Source organism: Alteromonas oceanisediminis, from assembly GCF_018474025.1.
GTDB classification, from domain to species: Bacteria; Pseudomonadota; Gammaproteobacteria; order Enterobacterales; family Alteromonadaceae; genus Alteromonas_E; species Alteromonas_E oceanisediminis.
In genome coordinates, this window is sequence record NZ_JAHCTA010000002.1 from 265,970 (window position 1) to 287,960 (window position 21,991).

The 21,991-nt window shown below is 48.9% G+C and carries 16 protein-coding genes; 9 read left to right on the forward strand and 7 right to left on the reverse strand.

What is annotated here, in order from left to right; genetic code table 11:
- The first annotated feature begins 78 nt into the window (after positions 1-78).
- Positions 79-1,839, forward strand: coding sequence for a monovalent cation:proton antiporter-2 (CPA2) family protein (locus KIU71_RS04370; protein WP_214129960.1), 1,761 nt, complete (start codon positions 79-81; stop codon positions 1,837-1,839).
- 8 nt (positions 1,840-1,847) lie between these two features.
- Here the strand turns inward: KIU71_RS04370 and KIU71_RS04375 are convergent, their stop codons facing one another.
- From KIU71_RS04375 to KIU71_RS04385, 3 genes are read right to left on the reverse strand one after another with little or no spacing between them, the layout of a single operon-like run.
- Entirely contained in the window at positions 1,848-2,717 is an 870-nt protein-coding gene (locus KIU71_RS04375; RefSeq protein WP_214129961.1) for a bile acid:sodium symporter family protein, read from the reverse strand.
- Entirely contained in the window at positions 2,717-3,478 is a 762-nt protein-coding gene (locus KIU71_RS04380) for an SDR family oxidoreductase (protein WP_214129962.1), read from the reverse strand. Before KIU71_RS04380 ends, KIU71_RS04375 begins: the two co-directional genes overlap by 1 nt.
- Positions 3,468-4,691 carry an acyl-CoA dehydrogenase family protein gene (locus KIU71_RS04385; RefSeq protein ID WP_214129963.1) on the reverse strand — a complete coding sequence of 408 codons (1,224 nt, stop codon included), beginning with the start codon at positions 4,689-4,691 and terminating at the stop codon, positions 3,468-3,470. Before KIU71_RS04385 ends, KIU71_RS04380 begins: the two co-directional genes overlap by 11 nt.
- A 246-nt stretch (positions 4,692-4,937) precedes the next feature.
- Between KIU71_RS04385 and KIU71_RS04390 the strand changes: the two genes are divergently transcribed.
- Together KIU71_RS04390 and KIU71_RS04395 are read left to right on the forward strand one after the other, a co-directional pair.
- Positions 4,938-6,617, forward strand: a complete 1,680-nt coding sequence (locus KIU71_RS04390; RefSeq protein WP_214129964.1) for a protein adenylyltransferase SelO — start codon at positions 4,938-4,940, stop codon at positions 6,615-6,617.
- 139 nt (positions 6,618-6,756) lie between these two features.
- The gene (locus KIU71_RS04395) at positions 6,757-7,614 is read left to right on the forward strand and encodes an alpha/beta hydrolase (protein ID WP_214129965.1); all 858 of its coding nucleotides are present in this window, start codon (positions 6,757-6,759) and stop codon (positions 7,612-7,614) included.
- A 17-nt stretch (positions 7,615-7,631) separates the two neighbouring features.
- On the opposite strand, the gene KIU71_RS04400 is transcribed toward KIU71_RS04395, so the two are convergent.
- On the reverse strand, positions 7,632-8,210 hold the full coding sequence (locus KIU71_RS04400) for a thymidine kinase (RefSeq protein WP_214129966.1): 579 nt from the start codon (positions 8,208-8,210) through the stop codon (positions 7,632-7,634).
- A 201-nt stretch (positions 8,211-8,411) separates the two neighbouring features.
- Entirely contained in the window at positions 8,412-10,715 is a 2,304-nt protein-coding gene (locus tag KIU71_RS04405; RefSeq protein ID WP_315853245.1) for an acyl-CoA dehydrogenase, read from the reverse strand.
- A gap of 385 nt (positions 10,716-11,100) precedes the next feature.
- On the opposite strand from KIU71_RS04405, the gene KIU71_RS04410 reads away from it, so the two are divergent.
- From KIU71_RS04410 to KIU71_RS04425, 4 genes are all read left to right on the forward strand, one after another.
- A complete protein-coding gene (locus tag KIU71_RS04410; protein ID WP_214129968.1) occupies positions 11,101-11,904 on the forward strand; it encodes an outer membrane lipoprotein-sorting protein in 804 nt (267 codons plus the stop codon).
- Positions 11,905-11,931: 27 nt separating this feature from the next.
- A complete protein-coding gene (locus KIU71_RS04415) occupies positions 11,932-13,191 on the forward strand; it encodes a hypothetical protein (RefSeq protein ID WP_250207251.1) in 1,260 nt (419 codons plus the stop codon).
- Positions 13,192-13,204: 13 nt separating this feature from the next.
- Positions 13,205-13,765: an outer membrane beta-barrel protein gene (locus tag KIU71_RS04420; RefSeq protein WP_214129969.1), complete on the forward strand. Its 561-nt coding sequence runs from the start codon at positions 13,205-13,207 to the stop codon at positions 13,763-13,765.
- 120 nt (positions 13,766-13,885) lie between these two features.
- On the forward strand, positions 13,886-14,143 hold the full coding sequence (locus tag KIU71_RS04425; RefSeq protein WP_214129970.1) for a DUF3081 domain-containing protein: 258 nt from the start codon (positions 13,886-13,888) through the stop codon (positions 14,141-14,143).
- On the opposite strand, the gene KIU71_RS04430 is transcribed toward KIU71_RS04425, so the two are convergent.
- A complete protein-coding gene (locus tag KIU71_RS04430) occupies positions 14,137-17,202 on the reverse strand; it encodes a PAS domain-containing hybrid sensor histidine kinase/response regulator (protein WP_214129971.1) in 3,066 nt (1,021 codons plus the stop codon). The genes KIU71_RS04425 and KIU71_RS04430 overlap by 7 nt on opposite strands.
- A 153-nt stretch (positions 17,203-17,355) precedes the next feature.
- Between KIU71_RS04430 and lpxL the strand changes: the two genes are divergently transcribed.
- Together lpxL and KIU71_RS04440 are read left to right on the forward strand one after the other, a co-directional pair.
- Positions 17,356-18,288 carry an LpxL/LpxP family Kdo(2)-lipid IV(A) lauroyl/palmitoleoyl acyltransferase gene (lpxL, locus tag KIU71_RS04435; protein WP_214129972.1) on the forward strand — a complete coding sequence of 311 codons (933 nt, stop codon included), beginning with the start codon at positions 17,356-17,358 and terminating at the stop codon, positions 18,286-18,288.
- Between the two features lie 23 nt (positions 18,289-18,311).
- On the forward strand, positions 18,312-18,926 hold the full coding sequence (locus tag KIU71_RS04440) for a TcpQ domain-containing protein (protein WP_214129973.1): 615 nt from the start codon (positions 18,312-18,314) through the stop codon (positions 18,924-18,926).
- A 61-nt stretch (positions 18,927-18,987) separates the two neighbouring features.
- On the opposite strand, the gene glnE is transcribed toward KIU71_RS04440, so the two are convergent.
- Positions 18,988-21,882 carry a bifunctional [glutamate--ammonia ligase]-adenylyl-L-tyrosine phosphorylase/[glutamate--ammonia-ligase] adenylyltransferase gene (glnE, locus tag KIU71_RS04445; RefSeq protein ID WP_214129974.1) on the reverse strand — a complete coding sequence of 965 codons (2,895 nt, stop codon included), beginning with the start codon at positions 21,880-21,882 and terminating at the stop codon, positions 18,988-18,990.
- Between the last annotated feature and the right edge of the window lie 109 nt (positions 21,883-21,991).

Consider the following 21,991-nt stretch of genomic DNA (forward strand, 5'->3'; position numbering starts at 1 on the left):
TGACAGCACCTCGTGAAGCAGTTATACTACATTTTCAGCTGCGCAAATACATTGCCACGCGTCTAATGGATATTGCAAATGACCCTAATTGGTTCAACATTAGTTTTTCTCGCCGCGACGGTGGTGGCAGTGCCTCTGTTCAAACGGCTTAAGCTCGGCGCTATTTTAGGCTACTTAGTGGCGGGTATTGTAATTGGCCCCTTCGCATTGAATGCCATTAGTGATCCGGAAACGATTTTGCATTTCGCCGAGATGGGCGTGGTGTTGCTACTCTTCGTGATCGGGTTAGAGCTTGAGCCGAAAACGTTGTGGCGGATGCGCAACCACATTGTTTTTAGCGGTGGCTCGCAATTGATTGGCAGCACACTTTTATTGGGCGGTATCATTTATTGGCTAGGCTTTAGCTGGCAGGTGTCGATGGTGATAGGCCTGGCGGTCGCTTTATCTTCCACGGCGTTTGCCATCCAGCTAATGAACGAACAGCGTATTCTGCACACGCCTCCCGGTCAGCAAGGGTTCTCTATTCTGTTGATGCAGGATGTGGCGGTTATTCCGATATTGTTGCTGGTGGCAAGCTTGTCACCGATTGAGGCGTTGGATCAGGCACCTTGGTGGGTTGCCGTATTGGCGGTCTTGGGTGTGCTTATTGCTGGCCGGTTTTTAATCAACCCTTTTCTGCGGATCGTATCGCGCTATGGCAGTACCGAGGTGATGACCGCAGCGGCCTTATTGATCGTTCTATTGACCGCCGTCGCCATGCAGCATGCTGGTTTATCGATGGGCATGGGCGCTTTTATTGCGGGAATCCTGTTGGCAGACTCATCGTTCAAGCATCAACTAGAAACGGAAATCGAACCGTTCAAAGGCTTATTGCTAGGCTTATTTTTTATCGCTATTGGCATGAACCTCAACCTGCAACTGTTGGTAGAGAAACCCGTGCATATTTTCGCCGCAACTGTGGCACTGGTCGCGATTAAAACGGCAGTGATTTTTGCGGTTCTCAAAGCCAATAAGCAAAGCAAAACCGACAGCATGCGGGTATCCCTGATGTTATCGCAAGGGGGGGAATTTGCTTTCGTGGTGATGACTCTGGCGGTCAGTTCACAGGTACTCGACGCCGAGATTGCCGCGATGGTTAATCTGGTAGTGGGTCTGTCGATGGCGCTCACATCGCCCTTGGTGATTTTGTATAGCCTGTCGTATAACAGCCGAAATTGTCCTGCCGTGTACGACTCGCACAGCGATTCACCTGAACCACAGGTATTAATCGCTGGATTCGGTCGCTTCGGTCAGATCACCGGCCGTATTCTGGCAGCCAATAGCATTGCCTTCACCGCCATGGATAAAGATGCTGAACATATAGAATTTGTAAGCCAGTTCGGCAATAAAGTGTTCTACGGGGATGCGACACGTTTGGACTTGCTGCGCACGGCGGGTATTCAGCACGCTCGCACCTTGTTAATTGCCATTGATGACGCCGATGCTACCACTCGGTTAGCAACGCTGGTCAGCGATGCCTATCCAGAGGTTAGAATTATTGCCCGCGCCAGGAACCGAACCCACGCAATGCAACTTGCGCGTGCGGGCATTGAAGTGTGCGTGCGTGAAGTCTTTGAAAGTGCCATCGTTGCCTCAAAACAGGTCTTGGGGGCGATAGGCTATACCGAAGGGCAAACTGATTACATGGCGCGCGTTTTCGCCGAACATGACGCTAAACTGTTACGCAAGGCGATTGAAGATGATATGTCGCTGCCGGAGTTAATTAAAAACAGTGAGCAGGGCCGCGAAGAACTTCGCCAACTGTTTGCTGATGATAAACGTGAGATCGCAGCGGGGTAGGCAATGCGTTATTGCGACGCCATGGCGTTGTCGCGAAGCTTGTTCCACCACACGAGCGCAAATGCACCGATGTACATCGTTACGCCATAAACCCCACAGGCGATGGCGTAGCTTGGTTCGTTTAGAAAAGCGAGTGTGATCAGTATTGCCATTGACGCATTCTGCGTGCCGATTTCAATACCGAGCGTCACGGCGTCTCGTCGTGAGAGCACAACCAGCTTCGCGATTGCAACGCCTAAGACGGTAGCAAGCACATTCAGTGCAAAGGTCAGCACGAAGACATCTGGGAATGACGCTATCATCATGTCGCGCTCCTGCCATGCAATACCCACAATTAACAACAGCATAAATATTACCGCGAGATGCCTGAACACTGGCTCAAGGCGCTGTGCCAGATAGTCAGCTTTGTGTCGAATCCATAATCCCAGCATGACTGGAAACAATGAAATAGCGATTAATCCCAAGGTCGTATTCAATAATGAAAAATGTGAACTCTCGACCTCAAAATAGCCCAGAGCAAATCGAATGATCAAGGGGGTGGTAAAGACACAAATAACCGTAGTAATGGCAGTGAGTGAGATAGAAAGCGCGAGATTGGCTCTGGCAATGTGACTGATCAGATTTGACGTGGTGCCGCCGGGGCAGGCTGACAGCACCATAATACCAATCGCCAGATGTGCGGGTAAAGACAGCACAAGCACTAAGCAAAATGCGAGCAATGGTAGGGCAATCAGCTGGCCAAACAAGCCAGCGAATACTGGCATCGGTAATTTAAACAGACGTACAAAGTCGGTGCGGGTCAGGCTCAGGCCCATGCCAAACATGATCAGTGCCAGCACCAGTGGCAGTATGATCTCAGACAGCGCAGACCCTTGCATCAGCTCATTTTCGCTAGCAGAGACAACGGCGCTATTTTCATCATTCGTACCAGCAATGCCCAAGGCCAGCGTGGCACATAGCTATTCGCACCCTCCTTTTCTATCGCCGCGACGATGGCCTTGCAACCGGTTTCGGTATCCACCATAAAAGGCACTTTTTCAACTTTCTCGTTAATTTCACTGCGAATAAATCCAGGATGCACGGTCGAAACGGTAATCGGTGTTTTGCGCAAGTCGATGCGGATACCTTCGGTCAGGGTGGTTAGTGCAGATTTGGTTGCCGCATAGACAGTCAGTGCGCGACGAAAGCCGCGAACGGCAGAAATTGAGGAGACAGTGACCAGATGCCCACTATTTTGAGCGCGAAAAATGGCCACAGCGGCTTCACACTGCGCCAGTGCAGAAACAAAATTAGTCACGGCGGTTTGCTTATTGGCATGAAAGTACCCCGTACCCACCGAGGCTCCTTTACCCATACCAGCATTAACGATAAAGCGGTCGATACCGCCCATTTCCTCGGCGAACTCGCTAACGCAGTTAAACACTGCATCATGGTCATCAACATCCAAGGCTTTAATCACCACACTAATGTTCGGGTTAATACGTAACAATTCGTCCTTGAGGTATTCAAGGCGGTCAACTCGGCGCGCGCACAAGCCCAAGTTGCGTCCCATTTTAGCGAACTCAATCGCCATGCCTTTACCCAGACCAGAACTGGCACCCGTGATCACAATATTCTGTCGCAGGCGCTTAGGATTCATAGCGTTTCAGTTCCAATCGGGTCACCATGGCTCTGTGTACTTCGTCTGGCCCATCTGCCAATCGCAGTGCTCGTGCACCGGCGGCAAACCGAGCTAATGGGAAGTCGTTGCACATGCCTGCACCCCCATGCATTTGTACCGCCATGTCTACCACCTGTTGTAGCATATTCGGCACAACCACTTTAATGGCTGAAATGTCCACCATGGCGTTTTTTACCCCTAGGTTATCAATTTTCCATGCGGCATTCAGGGTGAGCAAACGGGCTTGCTCAATCAACATACGCGCATCGGCGATACGCTCAGCGTTACCGCCGAGCTTGACCAGTGGCTTTCCAAACGCAACCCGTTCGAGCCCACGTTTAACCGCTAATTCAAGCGACTTTTCCGCCATTCCAATGGCACGCATGCAGTGGTGAATGCGGCCGGGGCCCAATCTTCCCTGAGCAATGGCAAAGCCCTTACCCGGGCCAACCAATAAGTGATCGCGAGGCACCCTGACATTATCGAAGGTCATCTCTCCATGACCATAGGGTGCATCAAAATCGCCGTAGGCAGTAAGCATACGATTGATTGTTATACCAGCGGTATCAAGCGGCACAATCACCATACTGTGTTGACTATGCCGATCATTTTCGGGATTGGATAAGCCCATGAAGATGGTAAATTTGGCGTTTGGATGCCCCAGGCCAGTTGACCACCATTTGCGGCCATTAATCACAATGTCGTCATCGCTAATCTCAATACGTGCCTGCATATTGGTGGCGTCAGAAGATGCCACATCTGGCTCAGTCATCCCGAATACCGAACGGATCTCACCATTCAATAACGGCGTTAGCCAACGTCGCTGCTGTTCTTCGCTGCCGAAGTGATACAACACTTCCATGTTGCCGGTGTCTGGCGCATTGCAATTGAAAATTTCGGGGGCAAACAAACAGCGGCCCATTTGTTCCGCCAGTGGCGCGTACTCAAGGCAGGTTAAACCGGGGGCGAGTTTATCGTCTGGCAAAAATAGATTCCATAAACCCGCCGACTTGGCTTTGTTTTTCAGTGCTTCAACCTCAGGGTGCAATTGCCACGTTCGCCAATCGCCATGGTTGTTATTTTCATGCATAAAGGTGTAAACATCATTCTCTATAGGCTCGATGTATTCGGCCAAGAAATGTTTCACCTGTGCCAGATAATCCTGGCAACGCGCACTGTAACTGAAATCCATACCCGCCTCACTCATGATGTTGTACGGTATAAGAGTAACCTATAGAAAATATCGAGTTAAATAACCTTTATCAATAGATTGGTATTCAAAACCTGTTTTTTGAAGAGCACCCCTGTGACACAGTGGCAATGTAAAAAGGACACGACCCGCAATGCAGTCAAACGTATTAAAAATAATCGCGTTGGTCACTTTAACCGGACAGTTTTACCCCCACGTTTACTATTTCACATTAAAGAGGGACACCCAATGGCTGCTTCTCAGGCTTCATTTGACGATCTTGCCGCCAGCGCGGATTATTCGTTGATAAAAACGCTTCGTCCGGATCCTGAGGCCGATAGCGCAGGCAATGACCACCGTCCCCGTCAGGTAACGTCAGGCCACTATGTGCCAGTTACGCCGACACCGATCGCGGATCCACAATATGTGACGCACAGCCAGAAATTGTTTGCAGAACTGGGGCTGGATGATGATCTCGCTCGGTCGCCACAGTTTATGCAACTTTTTTCAGGGGATTTGAACAATCTTCCCGATCCAATACGCCCGACTGGCTGGGCCACCGGCTACGCACTGTCAATTTATGGCACTGAGTATGATCAGCAATGCCCGTTTCGGACCGGCAACGGGTATGGCGACGGTCGGGCAATCTCTGTGCTTGAAGTACTGCGGCAGGGAAAACGCTGGGAAATGCAGCTCAAAGGCGCCGGCCCCACTCCTTACTGTCGGGGAGCCGATGGCCGCGCCGTGCTCCGCTCGAGCGTCAGGGAGTTTCTGGCTCAGGAGCATATGCATGCCCTGGGCGTGCCAACCTCCCGTTCGTTGAGCCTCTTTGTGTCTGGATCTGAGCGAGTGGACCGTCCATGGTATATCGACAATTCCACCAGCGCTGAGCCGGAAGTCATGGTGTCTAACCCTGTTGCCATCACCACCCGTGTCGCGCCCTCTTTTTTGCGGGTGGGGCAGCTTGAACTTTTCGCTCGCCGGGTAAGGCGCAACGCGCACGCCGAAGCGTTACCCGAACTGCGAATGATTGTTTCGCATCTCATTGAGCGCGAGTACGCTAACGACATTGACAGACAACAACCTTTCACATCACAGGTGTTGCAGCTCGCCGAAGTGTTTTGTGATCGTCTTACCAGCCTGGTAACTGGTTGGTTGCGGGTCGGTTATTGTCAGGGCAATTTTAACAGTGACAATTGTGCAGCAGGCGGGTTTACGCTTGACTATGGCCCATTTGGTTTTTGTGAACGGTTTGACCCGTTCTATCAGCCGTGGATCGGTGGCGGACAGCATTTTTCATTTTTAAATCAGCCGCAGGCCGCGGAACGTAATTTTGCCAGTTTTCTGAGTGCCCTGATGCCACTGCTTGCGCATGATGAGCAGTGCGTTGCACAACTTAAGGAAACCCACCAAACGTTTGCCACTGTGATGGAGAAGAAATTGCAGGCCATGTGGGCATCTAAACTGGGTCTTGCTGAGTATGACAGTCCTTTATTTATGCAGCTTTTGAAACTAATGACCGAAACGCCGGTAGATTTCACGTTGTTTTTCAGCGAGCTTTCACAGTTGCCCGAGAGTGTGGACGGCATTCGTCGCAGTTTTTATCGCCAGCCAGAAGAAAGCCTATACAGGCAATGGCAGGCGTGGTTTTCCGACTGGAGACAAAAGCTGCAGAAACACACAGATATCGACGCCGTCTCGCGCAGTATGACTGCTGTCAATCCAAGGTACACTTGGCGAGAATGGTTTATTGTACCGGCTTACGAGCAGGCGCAGGCAGGCGATTATGGACTCATTCATGACTTGCAAAAAATGCTCACGCAACCCTATGCGCAACAAGGTCAGGCGATTGATGATAAATATTATCAGCGTCAGCCTGATAAATTTGCAGAAAGAGGGGGCGTCAGCCATTACAGTTGCTCGTCATGATGCGCAGCGCACTAAATCAATCGTGCGAGCAGGTAGGCGTAAGGCAAATCCACACCGCTAACAAATTCAACGGCGATTGAACTCTTCGAGCCTTTCAACGGTAAACATTAACTGAATCAGCAAATAGGATATTGCCAGCGTGAAATTAATTGGACTTGTTGCGTGTATAGTTTTGATGAGCGGATGTGCCAAGGTGTTGTTCACCACAGCCAACACAGCAACGCTTGGGTTTGATGGTGAAATTGTTGAAGATATCGCCTATGGTGATATGCCCCGTCAAACATTAGACATGTTTGTGCCAGCGAAGCAGGATCTCGACAACCGCGAATTTCCGGTAGTGGTCTTTTTCCACGGCGGTCGCTGGACTTTTGGCGATAAGTCTCAGTACCAGTTTGTGGGTACTCGTCTGGCTGAAATGGGTTATGTGGTAGTCATTCCAAATACTCGGCTTTACCCTGAGGTCAAATTTCCAACCTTTGTCGAAGATGCGGCAAAGGCAGTGGCGTGGGCCTTTGAACAAACCGGCCAGTACGGTGGTAACGGCGAAGTGTTCCTCACAGGACATTCCTCCGGCGCTCACATTGCGGCACTGGTCACTGCCAATCCCGCTTACCTAGAAGCTCATGATATCAGTAGTCATCGAATTTCCGGCTTTGCCGGTATGGCCGGGCCGTACGACTTTGAGCCCAAGGAAGATGATTTGAAAGACATGTTTGGTCCACCTGAACGCTACCCTGAAATGGCGGTGACCACCTTTATTTCGGGCGACGAACCGCCGATGCTATTGATGTACTCTAATAATGATGAAACCGTGCATATTACTAACCTGCGCAAGCTGGAATCGGCCATTAAGCAGCATGATGGCACCGTCAAAACCATTATCTATGAGGGCGGAGGCCATGCCGGTACTGTAGCTGCACTGAGTTGGGCAAATCCGGCGGGATTACCGGTGGCAAATGACCTTAACGCGTTTTTTCAATCCGTATTGTCTCGCTGAACGACCACGGCAGCGAATCAATCCCAGATGAGTTCTTTAAAGTGTTTGCGGCACATTGATTCATATCGATCATTACCGCCAATCTCAACTTGGGCGCCGGCACGCACGGCGTTGCCATGTTCATCCCATCGCACGACAAAGGTGGCTTTGCGGCCACAATGACAGACGGTTTTCAATTCAAACAGCTTGTCTGCCCACGCCAGTAAGTAATGACTGCCATCAAAGGTTTCACCGGCGAAATCGGTACGCAAGCCATAGGCTAGAACGGGAATATCGAGATCATCCACCACGTCAATCAACTGACGAACTTGTGCTTTAGTCAGAAATTGAGATTCATCGATAAAAATGCAATCGATGGGTTGTTGAGCATGATGTTGTTGAATATCCTCGAACAAGTTGATCGCGTCAGAAAACAGCTGAGCTTCGGCATGCAAGCCGATACGACTGCTGACCTTTCCTATTCCATAGCGATCATCAAACGCTGCGGTGTAAATCAGCGTGTGCATACCTCGCTCTTTATAGTTGTATGCAGACTGCAGCAAAGATGTGGACTTACCCGCGTTCATGGCAGAGTAGTAAAAGTAAAGTTGAGCCATCAATGGCGAACCCGAGTGAAAACTGACTCAGCGCAGTATACTGCAAATGACCCTTTGTCGAAATCCGGCGTTGAGAGATTCGCTTAGAATAACTCGCCGGGATAACTCAGAGCCTAAATAAAAAAACATCCGACACCATGGCTGATGTCGGATGTTTGATACTTTGCATCGTGCCTGATGTCAGGCACGCAAGTTTTTTAACTAGGCAGCACTAGCAGTCTGTGTTGGCTCAGTTTCTTCCACTGAAAGTAAGTTCAAATCAAAATCAAACTCATCAACTCGCACCGACAGTTTACGCTTAGCATCGTAGCTGAGTAACTTACTGTGCTCATCTGGTGTAATTTTGCCTTGCTCAAGTAGCTTGTTCACTGCATTTTCAAATGAAACGAAAGGAACAACTGGCGCTTTACGCAATGCTTTTTGAACTTTGCTTAACAATGGCATCACTGCATGCTTGGCTTTAAATGCCTGCTCATTGATATCATTGCCGTCACCCGGCTCAGTCACAACGAGGTGCGTTAGCTGCGCTTTAATCGAGTTATCCTGCAATGACGCGGTTGCCAGTTCACGCACGAGATCGTCAGAAATTTGCGATACTGACGACGTATACGTGTTGGTGAGTGCGCGCATCAGCCAACGCGTTGGCGTATTCGGGAAGTTACTCACGAAGTTCACCAAAGCTTGTTCAGCCTGCTGGAGCGACCACTGGATTGCATATTCAAAGTACGGCTGCGCCAATTTACGGTCTTCAACACGCTGCTCGTAAAAACGAATAGCTGCCATGGCACCGTACAAGTAGCTCATCATGTCGCCTAAACGCGCAGACAGTAATTCAGCTTTTTTCAAATCGCCGCCCAGAACCAGAAGCGATAAATCCGCTAAAGGTGCTAATTTGGCAGACAGCGCATTCAAACGTTTTTCATACGGACGTACTTCCGGAAGCGCCGATTCGGTGCTGCGTAAGAACGGTAGGTACGCATTGACCTTACTGCGTAGCGCATTCTTGACACTGAACTTAACCGTTTTTGCCAATACCTTGTTAAAGGCAGCATCCGCTGATTTGTCATCGCTGTGGATCAAATCAACCATTTCTTTCAGGTGCGGATGACAGCGCATGGCGCCCTGACCAAAAATCATCAATGACCGCGTTAAGATATTAGCGCCCTCAACGGTGATCGCAATCGGCAGAGCCGAGTAACCGTTAGCCAGCGTGTTTTGTGGACCACGCTGAATCGCTTTACCTGCCTGAACATCCATGGCTGAGTTCAATACGTCGCGACCTAGCTCAGTCATGTGATACTTAGCAATCGCTGTAATCACAGACGGCTTTAAGCCCAAGCTCAATGCTTCAGTCGTCAAAACACGCATCGATTCAAGCAAAAAGGTTTTACCAGCGATGTCTGCCAGTTTGTCTTGGATCCCTTCAAAACGGCCAATTGGAACACCGAACTGTTCACGCACGAAAGAATATTCCGCAGTCGATTTAAAGGCTGATTGTGCAGAAGCAACACCCATTGCTGGCAATGAAATACCGCGACCTGCGCCAAGGCAGCTCACGAGCATCTGCCAACCACGACCAATGTTCTTTTCACCACCAATGATGAAATCCATTGGAATGAAAACGTTATTACCGCGTGTTGTTCCGTTATAGAAACGCACGCCCATCGGATCGTGGCGGTTACCTAACTCAACCCCTGGATGCGACTTTGGCAACAACGCACAGGTAATGCCACGTTCTACTTTATCACCCAGCAAACCGTCGGGATCAAATACTTTAAAGGCTAGACCCAATACGGTAGCAATCGGCGCAAGCGTAATGTAGCGCTTGTCCCATGTGACAGACAGCCCAACAACTTCTTCACCATTCCACTCACCTTTGGTGACAATCGCGGCGTCAGGAATTGAACCTGCGTCTGACCCAGCTTCTGGGCTAGTTAATGCAAAACAAGGGATATCCTGACCGACCGCGAGACGTGGCAACCAGTAATTTTGCTGCTCTTCAGTGCCGTAGTGCATCAATAGCTCACCCGGGCCTAATGAGTTAGGCACCATGACGGTTACTGCAATCGCACCGCTTTTTGCTGCAATCGTTGCAACGATGGTCGAGTTAGCGTACGCGCTGAACTCTAGGCCACCAAATTTCTTGGGAATGATCATCGAGAAAAATTTATTCTCGCCTAGAAAATTTAATACGTTTTGCGGAATATGATCGCTGTTTTGCAATTCAAAATCGTCAACCATAGACAGCAACTGCTTAACAGGGCCATCTAAAAATGCCTGTTCATCAGCGGTTAACGTCGCCTTAGGAATATTGCGCAGCACCTGCATGTCAGGTTTACCGCGGTAAATAGACGATTCAATCCACACGTCACCCGCGTCGAGCGCTTCTTGCTCGGTAATCGAAATTGGGGGTAAAACTTTTTTAAGACTTGTTCTGATACTCATTGTACTCATCCGCTCATCTGACCAGTTGTGAATATATACTACTGCAAATTGGCTAAAGATCAAAATAAGCTAACGAAATGTTGAGGAAATGTGAGTACCGTTCTGGTTAAAAAATAGGCTAAGCCTTTGTTTATAATGGATTTAGGCTGTATTGATTAAGATACGCACGTGTTGATTTTCATACCTATTAAATGACTTTTCTGCGTGTTTCACGTGCTGAAAACCGCGGCGAGCAAAAAACGTAACGTATTTTATCCGATACAGGTGTCATCGTAACCGGCTAGCAACGGCCCCGTTTTTGCTCTAAAAATCCCTATCCGGTACAAACTAATTTGGTGATTACGATATAATTGCTAAGCAGAATTTAGCTTTAGCCGTTATTATTACGGGAATGAACGCAGGTTTATTAGCCGACAATGTTCAATTTCACTATGGAGCGCCAATCATGAAGCGAATAGGTCATTTTCTTAACACCAGCCGGTGGTGCATCGCTGGGCTGATTATCGCGTGTCTGTCTTTTACCACTCTGGCCGATGAGCAGCGAGGTGACGAAATCGCACAAGCACGCAAAACCGCCGATACAGGGTGGGGCGATACTGAAGCCGAAATGCGCATGATCTTGCGTAATGCACAAGGGCAGGAATCAGAACGAAAAATGCGCGTTAAGTCGCTTGAGGTTATCGATGATGGCGATAAGGCCCTGACGATTTTTGACCAGCCAAGAGATGTGAGTGGAACTGCATTTTTGAGTTTCTCGAAAGCGGTTGGCGCAGACGATCAGTGGATTTATCTACCAGCGTTGAAGCGTGTAAAGCGTATCAACTCACGAAATAAGTCTGGCCCTTTCATGGGCAGTGAGTTTGCGTTTGAAGACATGACATCATTTGAGCTTGAGAAGTACAGGTTCAATTATCTACGCGATGAAACGCTGGATGGTGCCGAAACGTACGTGGTCGAGCAGGTGCCAATAGATGAATATTCTGGCTACACGCGTCAGGTCGTTTGGGTTGATAAAGAGCACTATTATGTGCGTAAGATTGAATTTTATGATCGAAAGGACTCTCTCTTGAAGACGCTTGAGCTGGATGATTACCGGCAATATAAAGATCAATACTGGCGCGCTCACCGCTCTGAAATGTTTAATGAGCAAACCGGTAAAAGTACCGTGTTAATTGTCGATGAGTTGGTATTCGATACCGGTCTTAGTGACGATGATTTTGATGAAAACAAATTGCGTAACGTGCGCTAAGCACCGCGCAACAGTAAGGATAGTAGATTGATAGCAAACAAGTTCATTCGACGCTTTGCACCGGTGTGTGCAGGGCTGGCCTGTGTTCTGGGAAGCGCATCTGCGGCTGCAAATGATTTGGAAATCAGTGGTGAAGCAGGTATTCAAATGCGTTATTTTTTTGAAGATGCACTACTGCCACAACAAGAGCGAACACAGGCCTCTGTTTACCTGCAGCCTGAGTTTTTTTACAGTTGGAACGGGGGAGACGATAGGCTAGTGATCAAGCCTTTCGCCCGTTTGGATCAAATTGATAGCGAACGCACGCACCTTGATATACGAGAGATGCATTGGCTGCACCTTGCTTCTGACTGGGAATTACTCGCGGGCATCAGCAAAGTGTTCTGGGGGCAGACAGAATCGCTGCATCTGGTCGATGTTATCAATCAAACGGATGCTGTTGAGTCTGTCGATGGGGAAGACAAGCTCGGTCAACCCATGGTCAGCTTTTCTTATTTTACGGACTTTGGGCGTTTATCAGCCTTTGCCTTACCTTACTTCCGAGAGCGAACCTTCCCCGGATTAGACGGCCGAGTCGTACCGCCGTTTCTTATCGATACCGATAACCCGCTGTATGCGTCGAGCCAAGAGCAAACTCATCTCGACTATGCCCTGCGCTGGCAGCATACTCTAGGCAGTTGGGATCTTGGCCTAAGCTATTTTGATGGGACAAACCGCGAACCGTATTTCGCACAACGTTTTGACCCCGAAACAGCGAACCTTCGCCTACAACCCTATTATTCACAGATCACGCAGGTTGGCTTGGATGTATTGGCCGTCACTGGGTCGTGGTTGCTAAAGTTTGAAGGGATCTACCGTCAGGATGACCTTGAGAATGTGCCTGTTTCACTCAATTCAGTGATTGAAGAAGACTTTTTTGCGGCGGTCGCGGGCTTTGAATATACTCAGGTGGGGGTATTCGACAGCCAGTACGATCTCGGGGTATTGATGGAGTATCAATTTGACGAACGTGACGATACCGCCTTCGTCTTTGGTCAAAACGATTTGATGATGGGTTTACGCGTTGCCTTTAACGATATTGATGGTACCACTGTGTTGTTCGGTATGGTGCAGGACTTGGAGCGCTCGGATAGCTACAGCGGCTTTTTTGAGAGTTCCAGCCGGATAACCGATCAGTGGCGCTGGAGCTTAGACGCGTATTTCTTTAGCAGTGATGTTGCTGCTGATCCGCTGTATTTTATGCGCAGAGAAGATCATATAGAGTTCACCCTTGAATATTACTTTTAACAGGATGTTGTTCATGCAGAATAAATCAATCGCCGTCGCACTTATGGTGTCGGGGCTCTTTGCTACACATCAAGCCGCGGCAACAGAACGCCTGTACGGTGTGATTGGCGCGGGGTATTCGCAGTCTGAGTTTCGCCAGGGCGAGCAGGACGGTTTAAGCTATAAGGCGGCGATCGGTTATCAGCTAGATGCGCAGTGGTATCTCGAAGCAGGGTATCAGCGAATTGCCGACGGCTCAGTGGATGTTCCGCCACAGAGCAATGAATCAGATGCCCTCGCGGGTGATGCCCTTTCGCTTAGCGTATTGGGTAAAGCAGGATCTCGTGAGGGAGAACTGTTTTACCGTCTGGGTATATTGCGCGGCGACCTTGAGGGTTACCAAACCGTGACTCAGGACGGTGTTGATGGTTTAGTGTATTACAATGATAGCGTTGTGGCTGGCACGGTCGGGTTAGGCTTTGATTGGTACGTAGGGCTCAACAGTATGATACGGTTCGAATTTGAGCATATTTTTGGTGAAGACGACCTTAAGGTTAACGCGGCCACAATCGGGTTCCGTTACAACTTTAATTAAGAAAAGTCCGCCCTAGTTTTTCACCTGCAAGGTGATCTTGAATGATGGCAGTCGGCTATCCATATCATGACAGTGAGCACCCAAATGACCGCCCATGGCAATACGCATCCAGGAGGGATTATGAAAAACGAGTTTGACAGTCGCTACATTCTGAAAATTTTTGAAAAAATTCGGCAACATGGCGAAGCGAAGGAATCTGAATATCACCTCGGCGGCGTAAAAGCCTATACTGATTTTGATGGTTATACGGTGTTTATCGAAGATGCGTTGGTGAAGTTGCGCTTTGGCTTTCACAATCAATATCATTTTGAGTATGACTCAAAAGATCACTTAGAAGCATTCGAAAAGAAGCTTAAGCAAATCGACGCGGATTATTGATGTTCAGCGTTGAATGTGAAAAGTGCACGCTCCAAATCGCTTAGCAAAATAGGCTTGATTAAATGTGCGTTCATACCCGCTGCCACACCACGTTGTTTATCTTCTTCAAGCGCATTGGCAGTCAATGCAATGATGGGAATAGTCTGAGCACGCGGTGATGGTAATGCTCTAATGCATCGGGTTGCCTCATAGCCGTCCATGACTGGCATCTGACAATCCATTAAAATAAGGTCAAACTCTTCAAGCCGTTCAGTGGCAATGGCGACTGCTTCCGCACCATTAACTGCAACTTCTACACGACAGCCGCATTGTGTCAGCATGTCGTTCGCGACGATCTGATTGATGCTGTTATCTTCCACTAGCAACACTGATAATGAGGTATCGGCTCGGCTCACTGCAGTATTCAACGCTGCCGTTATGTCCTGCGTCGAGAATAAATAATCAGTCTGATCGCGTACATCGTTTTCAGGAGTCGAATCAGTCATGCGTATAATTTTAACACCACGACACTGTGGGTGATGGCGAAGGTGCTGCGCAAAGTCTGGCCCGGTCATGCCATTTAGGCGATCGTATATAATGATAGCAAGTGGTGCCTGGACACGCATTTGTGCCATGGCTTGTCGCGCTGAGCTAACACTGACTAACGGCATACCTACCCGAGTGCAGGCGTCTTTCCATTGCTGAATAAAGGTATTGTTAATAGTCGCCAAGATCAGGTTTGGCGATTCTGAGCCATCGACCTGACGATCGACCTGCGCAGTACCATGATTAGTCACTTCACTGGCTATCTGATCGTGTAATGGGTGAGTGAACCAAAACGTGGAGCCTTGATGTAGCGTACTTTTTACACCGATTTCCCCGCCGAGCAGCGTGACCAGTTGCTTGCAGATAGCAAGCCCCAGGCCAGTGCCTTCTTGTGCCCGCGAATGGCTGGCATCCACTTGTGTGAATTTTTCAAACAGTTTTGCCTGCTGATGAGCTTCAATACCAGCACCGGTATCACTGATGGCGAAAAGCAGACATTCATCTTGGCGAGTAACGCGCAGCGTGATGGTTCCATCGAGCGTGAATTTAATCGCATTACCGCACAGATTATCCAATATTTGCTGCAACCTTCCTGCGTCGGTGAGTAATAAGTCGCCGACATCGTCATCAACATTCGCCTCAATAAGAATGGGGCGGTTTAATTGTTCAACCTGTGCCGAGAGAGATTCTATTGTTTTGTCGATGAGCGAGCGGATCGGACAGCTATCAAGTGCGATTGAAAGCTTTCCGGCTTCAATTTTTGCAATATCCAGCACATCGTTAATAATACGCAAAAGTTTGTTGCCGCTGGCGTTAATCAATTGCGTGTATTTTTGTTGCTGCTCAGTCAATGGCGTTTTCTGTAATAACTGATTAAGGCCCAATACACCATTCAGTGGCGTACGCATTTCGTGGCTCATGTTGGCCAAAAACTCGCTCTTTGCGGCACTGGCGGCTAACGCTTCCTGCTCAGCAGCCTTGAGTGAGGATATATTTTGAAACGCGCCAAATAGCCTAACCGGTTTATCATTTTCATATTCAGCATAACCGATAGCACGTACCCAGATGTGGTTGCCTTTTGCGGTGACAAACGGTAACTGTTCATCCCAGCTTGTGCCATTTGCCACCGCTGTTTCAACTGCGGCCGTGATCACGGCACGAGCTTCTGGCGCGTAGTAATTCAACGCATCTTCTAATACAACCGGCGTTCCAATGGGCAGTTCATGGATTCGGTAGACCTCATCGCTCCACACCACCTCTTGTGTGACTAAATCAAGCACCCAACCACCGACTTGAGAAATTTCTCCAGTGGCTAAAAGAATTTGTTGCGTACGTAAGTTATCTCGTTCGGCAATACGTTGCTGAGTGATATCTTGGCCTAACCATAGATAACCTAAATCGTCTGAGTAGTCGGAGGTGATCGGCGTGACAACAATAGCAATAAAAAGTGCCTCGCCGGTCGATGTGATATGGCGAAGTTCCACGCGAAACGGTTTTTCTTGAGCGGCTTTCAGTACAGCAGCCATCATCTCTTGGCTTTCGCTTGATGCCGGCAGGCTTAACTTTTCACACAACATGAGCATCGCATCATCAGGCAGGAAAGCAAAGGGAGATAATTTGCCTACCACATCATCCGCTGAGTATCCTAACAGCTCGGAAGCGAATTGATTGAATAGAGTAATGCGCCCTTCAGTTGTCATCCCCATTAGCAGTAGCGGCGCACTGTCGAGCATCGCTTGTTGGAATTGGCTGCTTTGCGTCAAACGCGATTCAAGCCGCTTTTGCTCATTGATATCGGTCATCAATATCATGTAGCCAATAAATTTCTGTGCTTCAACGTAAGGTTGCAGACTGAGGCGAACCCAAAAAGAACTGCCGTTTCGCGCATGGAAGCGAAGCTCGCCTTCGTAGTGAGTCTGTTCAATCAAGGCGTTTTCGATACGTGCAATCTCAGCCTCTTGCGTCTCTGGCCCTTTCAGGGTGTAAAGCGTTTTGTGTTTGACCTCACTGAAATGATAACCAGTGTGTGTGGTAAACGCATCATTTGCCCAGACCAAATTAAACGAGGAATCTGTCATTGCCAGCGCATTAGTCGTTTGTGTGGTAAACGCCATTACCTGTCGGTAAGCGTTGGACACTGCCTGTTTTTCGTTGAGGATCTGTTGCTCGCGCTCTGCGTAGCGGGTAGTTTCACTGACCGATACCACGCGATATTGATTATCGTCGGTGGGCGAAAAATCAATCCGCACTGAAATGGTTTCGCCGTTCTGGCGTAATCCTAAAAAGCTTTCGCCTTTGCCCATGGTTCGTGCGGCTTTGTCGGCAAAGGTTCGCGTCACATGCTGAGCATGGTGAGCCCTGTACTCTACCGGAATAAGTGTTTCAATCGACGCGCCAATAAGGGCGTCGAGCGAGTAGCCAAAAAGTGATGTTATCTTTTCGTTGGCGTAATGAATGATGCTATTTTCGTCCACCAATAAAATGCCATTGGCGGATTTGTCTAGCAGTTCATGGAGTAAAGCGTTTGTGAGCAAATTGGAACCACACCTAAGCAGTGATCAACATCACATCATCGTCATAGCGCTACTATGACACAGCTTTGCACTGTCGCCAATTGTACACAACATAGCATTCGGCAAAGTAAGCATGTTACTCTGTCATGATTCAGCACACTGCAAGCAATTCGAGTGACTTCACCAGCAATTCAACCACCCTCATTTGAAAAACGATTTTTGGCGCCAACTTTCTGGCCAACGTGGCTGGGCATTGCCTTGCTGTACATATTCAGTTGGCTACCCATCCGGGTTTTACGTGTGTTTGCTAAAGGTATCGCATGGCTACTGAGAAAGTTGGTGAAAAAGCGCGTTAATGTGGCGCGACGAAATCTGGCTTTAACCTTTCCAGACATGCCCCACAGTGAGCGGGAAGTGCTGTTGCAACGCCACTTGGAGTGTGCCGGCATGGCCGTTTTTGAGCTGGCCATTGGTTGGTGGGCGCCGGCATGGCGTATTCGTCGATTGGGCGAAGTTGAGGGTTTTGAGCATGTTGAGCGGATTATCGCTCAGGGAAAAGGCGTATTCGCGCTGGCACTGCACAATATGAACTTAGAGCTGGCCTGTCGAATACTCGGCTATCATCACCCCAGTATTGCGTTCTACCGAAAGCACAACAACCCGTTAATCGACTATATGCAGTACCATGGTCGAAATCGCTCAAATAAATACATGATCCACAAACGCAATGCGAGAGCGTTGATCAACGCGCTGGACCAAGGTGAATTATGCCTTTATTTGCCAGATCAGGACTATGGGCGAGCGCAAAGTGTCTTTGTGCCTTTTGGTGGCGTTGCTGAAACGGCGACCACAGGAGCCACGCTGATGTTTGCGCGCCGAGCAAACTGCATACCGCTGATTGTCACCTCGCAATACACCCGTTCAGGCTATAAAGTGAAATTTTATCCACCTTTGTTAACCTTTGCCGATAAAGAAGATACACAGGCATTAACCGACTTGAATAAAGACATTGAGTCTATCGTCAAGGAGCAGCCAGAGAGTTACCTTTGGATGCATAAACGCTTTAAAACGCGACCGCAGGAAAGTGATCCCAGCCTGTACGATTAGCGGCGCAGGAATATCGTGGTTATATGAGAAACAAAAAAGTGTCTTCATCATTATTTTGGGCGCGCCATTTAGGCTTGGCGTTGGCGTTAATCGTCATCGCCGTGATTGTGGTGCAAGTTCGACAAGAGAACGTCGAAACACCGAGTCCGGCTGGTGCGCCCGAGAAACGCTCTGTCGCTAGCGGGCTCAGTGCATTCTACGAAGAATTTCGGCTGAGTTCAGTCGATCCCATTCGTGACGAAATCGGTGATTTTGTGATGGAGTTAAGCGTCAGTGAAAAGCCGCTGGAAGAACGCCTTCAATCCATGGCTAGCGATGTTCGCCCGGTCAGTGGTCGCTGGGTGGGTGAGAAAAAATATCGTACGTTTAAAGCGGGTGGTACGTTACGCGAGTCTTTGTCGACCTATGCGCAGCAGGAAGGTATGCAGGTGATTTGGGATTTGGATCAGGATTTTGTCGTGAAGCACCAATTTCAGTTGGATACGACTATCGCTGAATCAGTGAAGCAAATTGCCAGTGCGATCAATAGCAATTTTCAGGGTGATGTCAGAGGCTACGTTTGCCCACAGCAACGTTCGCTAGTGCTCACTACCAACAACACGCGGTATCTCAAAGACAATTGCGTAGTGGCACGCTAGCGTCCAGCGTGCCGTCAGGCTTTGACGATGGGTTGATAGTCCCATGGAACTATCAGGTTGGTTAAAGTGCGTCGAACAGATCGCAATACAATGTTTTGACCACATCCAGATGGGCAGATATTTCATCAGACACAGCGTTGACCTCCTGATTCTGTAAATTAGCGCGATGTATCGATTGACGTAAACTCAGATAACTCGCCTGCAGCGCTTTAACGTTTTTATCCGGTGTGATTTGAGCCGCTGACACAGCATCCAGAATACGTAAATTATCAGGGTATTTGAGTAACTCGGGGCAGTCTGCGGCGAACGCCAGTACCCAAAATTGCACCATAAACTCAATATCCGTTATACCCCCCTCAGATTGTTTTAGGTCAACGTACCCCGTTTGTGTCTTAAGCAGATGCTGGCGCATCTTTTCACGCATTTCTGTGACGCGTTTACTCAATTCCGACGGGTCGCGTGGGTACGCCAAGATATCATGCCGGATCCGTGCAAACTTGTCCGTCAACGCTGAACTACCCCACACCGGGCGAGCTCTAACCAAGGCTTGATGCTCCCATGTCCAGGCTTGCTGCTGTTGATAGTCATCAAAGCCATCAATATGGCTACACAGCATACCAGCGCTTCCATCCGGGCGCAGTCTCAGGTCAATGTCGTAGATATCGCCTAATTGGGTGTTGGTTGTCATTAAATGCATAAAGCGCTGCACCAGTTTCACGTAGAACTGTTGTGCACTGACTTCTTTTGCACCATCGGTATATTGATCACGGTGAGCACCGTGTAGAAAAACCAAATCAAGATCAGATCCATAACCCAGCTCATAACCACCAAATTTTCCATAGGCAATAATCACCAAGTCGGGTTGATCGACATTATTTCCACTGGGCTCGCCAAACCGGCGCTGCATGTCTTTCCATGCATAACGAACGACACTATCAAGCAACACTTCTGCTAGCGCAGTCAAATAATCACTGACCTGATTGGTGGGTAGCGTTCCCATTACATCGGCCGCCGCAATGGTGAGCTGCTGACATAGCTTGAACTGACGCCATGCATTCATCATCGATTCCAAATCGTCAGGGTCGATGCGCAGCAATGCTTGTTGCAGATCAGCCTGTAGCGAAGCACGCATATCGTCGATATTCAGGTGCTGCTTTTCTAGGTAGCGCAAGCTAAGCAACTCATCCAGCAAAAGCGGAAACTCAGCGAGTTGATTGGCAATCCACGGGCTTTGCGCGCACAACGTGAGTAGCTGTACGCGTGCAGGGTAGTTTTCCAAGAGTAAATCTAAATAAGGTGTTCTGCCGGCGATTTTCGCCAACAAAGGCGATACGCGGGCAAACAGGTCGACACGTAAGTCATCATCGCGCGATAGCAGATCAAACAGCAACTGCGGCAGCAAGCGATTGACAATGGATTGCCCGCGTTGGCCCATATGAGATTTAAGCATTTTCTGACGCAGTTCGCTGGCCAGTTCAAACAAATCGCTGGCTGCCTCAGGTGTGAGCGTGTCAGACAGGACTCCCTGCCAATCAGCTTCACTGAGTGACAAATTCCATAAGTCATCACAACTCTGTAGTAAAGGATTGTCCGCGTCGGACTCTTGTTCTGGCGTTTCAATCAATTGGTTGAATTGGGCATGGATGCGCGCCATTGCCTGATCAATCAGCTTCCGCGTGTCATCCCAATCAGGCTGATTCAGCAGCGTAGTGAGACGGTATTGATCGCGTGGTGTGTCGGGTAGTTGCTGAGTTTGCTCATCATTAAACTGTTGCAGACAATGCTCAGCTTTGCGCAGTAAATGATAATCCTCAATCAGCGTCTGCGCATCCTCGGAGTCAATCAGTTCTGCGTCCACTAAGGCTGCCAGCGCATCGTGCAATGAGGGAGTCTGTAACGTACGATGCTTGCCCGCATGGATAAGCTGCATACTCTGCACGAAAAACTCCACTTCGCGAATACCGCCCTTGCCCAGTTTGATATTGTCGACCAATCCTTTCCGGCGCACTTCTTTTTCAATGAGCATTTTCATGCTGCGCAGCGCTTCAAGTGCGGTGAAGTCGATATAACGCTTGTACACAAAGGGTTGGAGCATTTTATACAAAGCGTCAGTGTGAGGTGAGGGTGGGTTGATGATGCGTCCTTTGAGCATGGCATACCTTTCCCACTCGCGGCCTTGCTCCTGATAATATATCTCCAGTGCGTCAAAATGCGTTACCAGCGGACCACTGTCGCCAAACGGGCGCAAACGCATATCCACGCGAAAAACAAATCCATCGGCGGTGACCGTATCCAGGCAATGAATGAGTCGTTGTGCCAGGCGCGTAAAAAACTGCTGATTCTCAATCGATTTCTGGCGTTTCTCCGGGTCGGTTTGAGTGTCGCCCTTTTCCGGATAAGCAAAAATAAGATCGATATCTGACGAAAAGTTAAGTTCTCGGCCGCCTAGTTTACCCATGGCGATAATACACAGTGGTTGCGGCTTGCTGTCATGCACGGGTGCACCATGACGCGCACTGAGTTTGTTGTATTGCCACTCATACGCCGCGACAATGAGTGTATCTGCCAATGCAGACACTTGGCGAAGCGACGACTCGATAGGCTGTTGTTTCACGATGTCATGATACGCGATAGCAAACAGAAGCTGATTTCGCCAGCGCCGTAACGTGGAGTTCAAGGCCTCTTCGCTGTCACAGTCATCAATGTCGGGTACTATCATTTCCGTAAACAACGAATTTATCGTCGTTGATTCGCAGGGCAGGTTACTGAGCAATCCTCGCTCCGATAAATCAGTCAGGGTATTGCCGTGGCGCTGGCACACCCGCTGTGCAAATTCACTCATGCTGAAGAGGGTCAGCATGTCTTCCTGAAGGTGTTCAGGAGGGTTATCAAGCTCAGACCAAACTTCCTCTGCGGCCGCGCTTAATTCGTTGGTAATTGTCGATGTGCTTGGCATAATAGATAACTTAACAATAAAACCATGTCGTATTTAAGTGTCGCATACCTGTTGGTGCATAACTAGCTGTAGGCTACCACCCACAGAAGCGCACTTTGAGATGATTTAA

Coding starts and splice junctions, on each gene's coding strand:
- KIU71_RS04370 (WP_214129960.1), top strand. CDS start 79: ATGACCCTAATTGGTTCAACATTAGTTTTTCTCGCCGCGACGGTGGTG.
- KIU71_RS04375 (WP_214129961.1), bottom strand. CDS start 2,717: ATGCAAGGGTCTGCGCTGTCTGAGATCATACTGCCACTGGTGCTGGCA.
- KIU71_RS04380 (WP_214129962.1), bottom strand. CDS start 3,478: ATGAATCCTAAGCGCCTGCGACAGAATATTGTGATCACGGGTGCCAGT.
- KIU71_RS04385 (WP_214129963.1), bottom strand. CDS start 4,691: ATGGATTTCAGTTACAGTGCGCGTTGCCAGGATTATCTGGCACAGGTG.
- KIU71_RS04390 (WP_214129964.1), top strand. CDS start 4,938: ATGGCTGCTTCTCAGGCTTCATTTGACGATCTTGCCGCCAGCGCGGAT.
- KIU71_RS04400 (WP_214129966.1), bottom strand. CDS start 8,210: ATGGCTCAACTTTACTTTTACTACTCTGCCATGAACGCGGGTAAGTCC.
- KIU71_RS04410 (WP_214129968.1), top strand. CDS start 11,101: ATGAAGCGAATAGGTCATTTTCTTAACACCAGCCGGTGGTGCATCGCT.
- KIU71_RS04420 (WP_214129969.1), top strand. CDS start 13,205: ATGCAGAATAAATCAATCGCCGTCGCACTTATGGTGTCGGGGCTCTTT.
- KIU71_RS04425 (WP_214129970.1), top strand. CDS start 13,886: ATGAAAAACGAGTTTGACAGTCGCTACATTCTGAAAATTTTTGAAAAA.
- KIU71_RS04440 (WP_214129973.1), top strand. CDS start 18,312: ATGAGAAACAAAAAAGTGTCTTCATCATTATTTTGGGCGCGCCATTTA.
- glnE (WP_214129974.1), bottom strand. CDS start 21,882: ATGCCAAGCACATCGACAATTACCAACGAATTAAGCGCGGCCGCAGAG.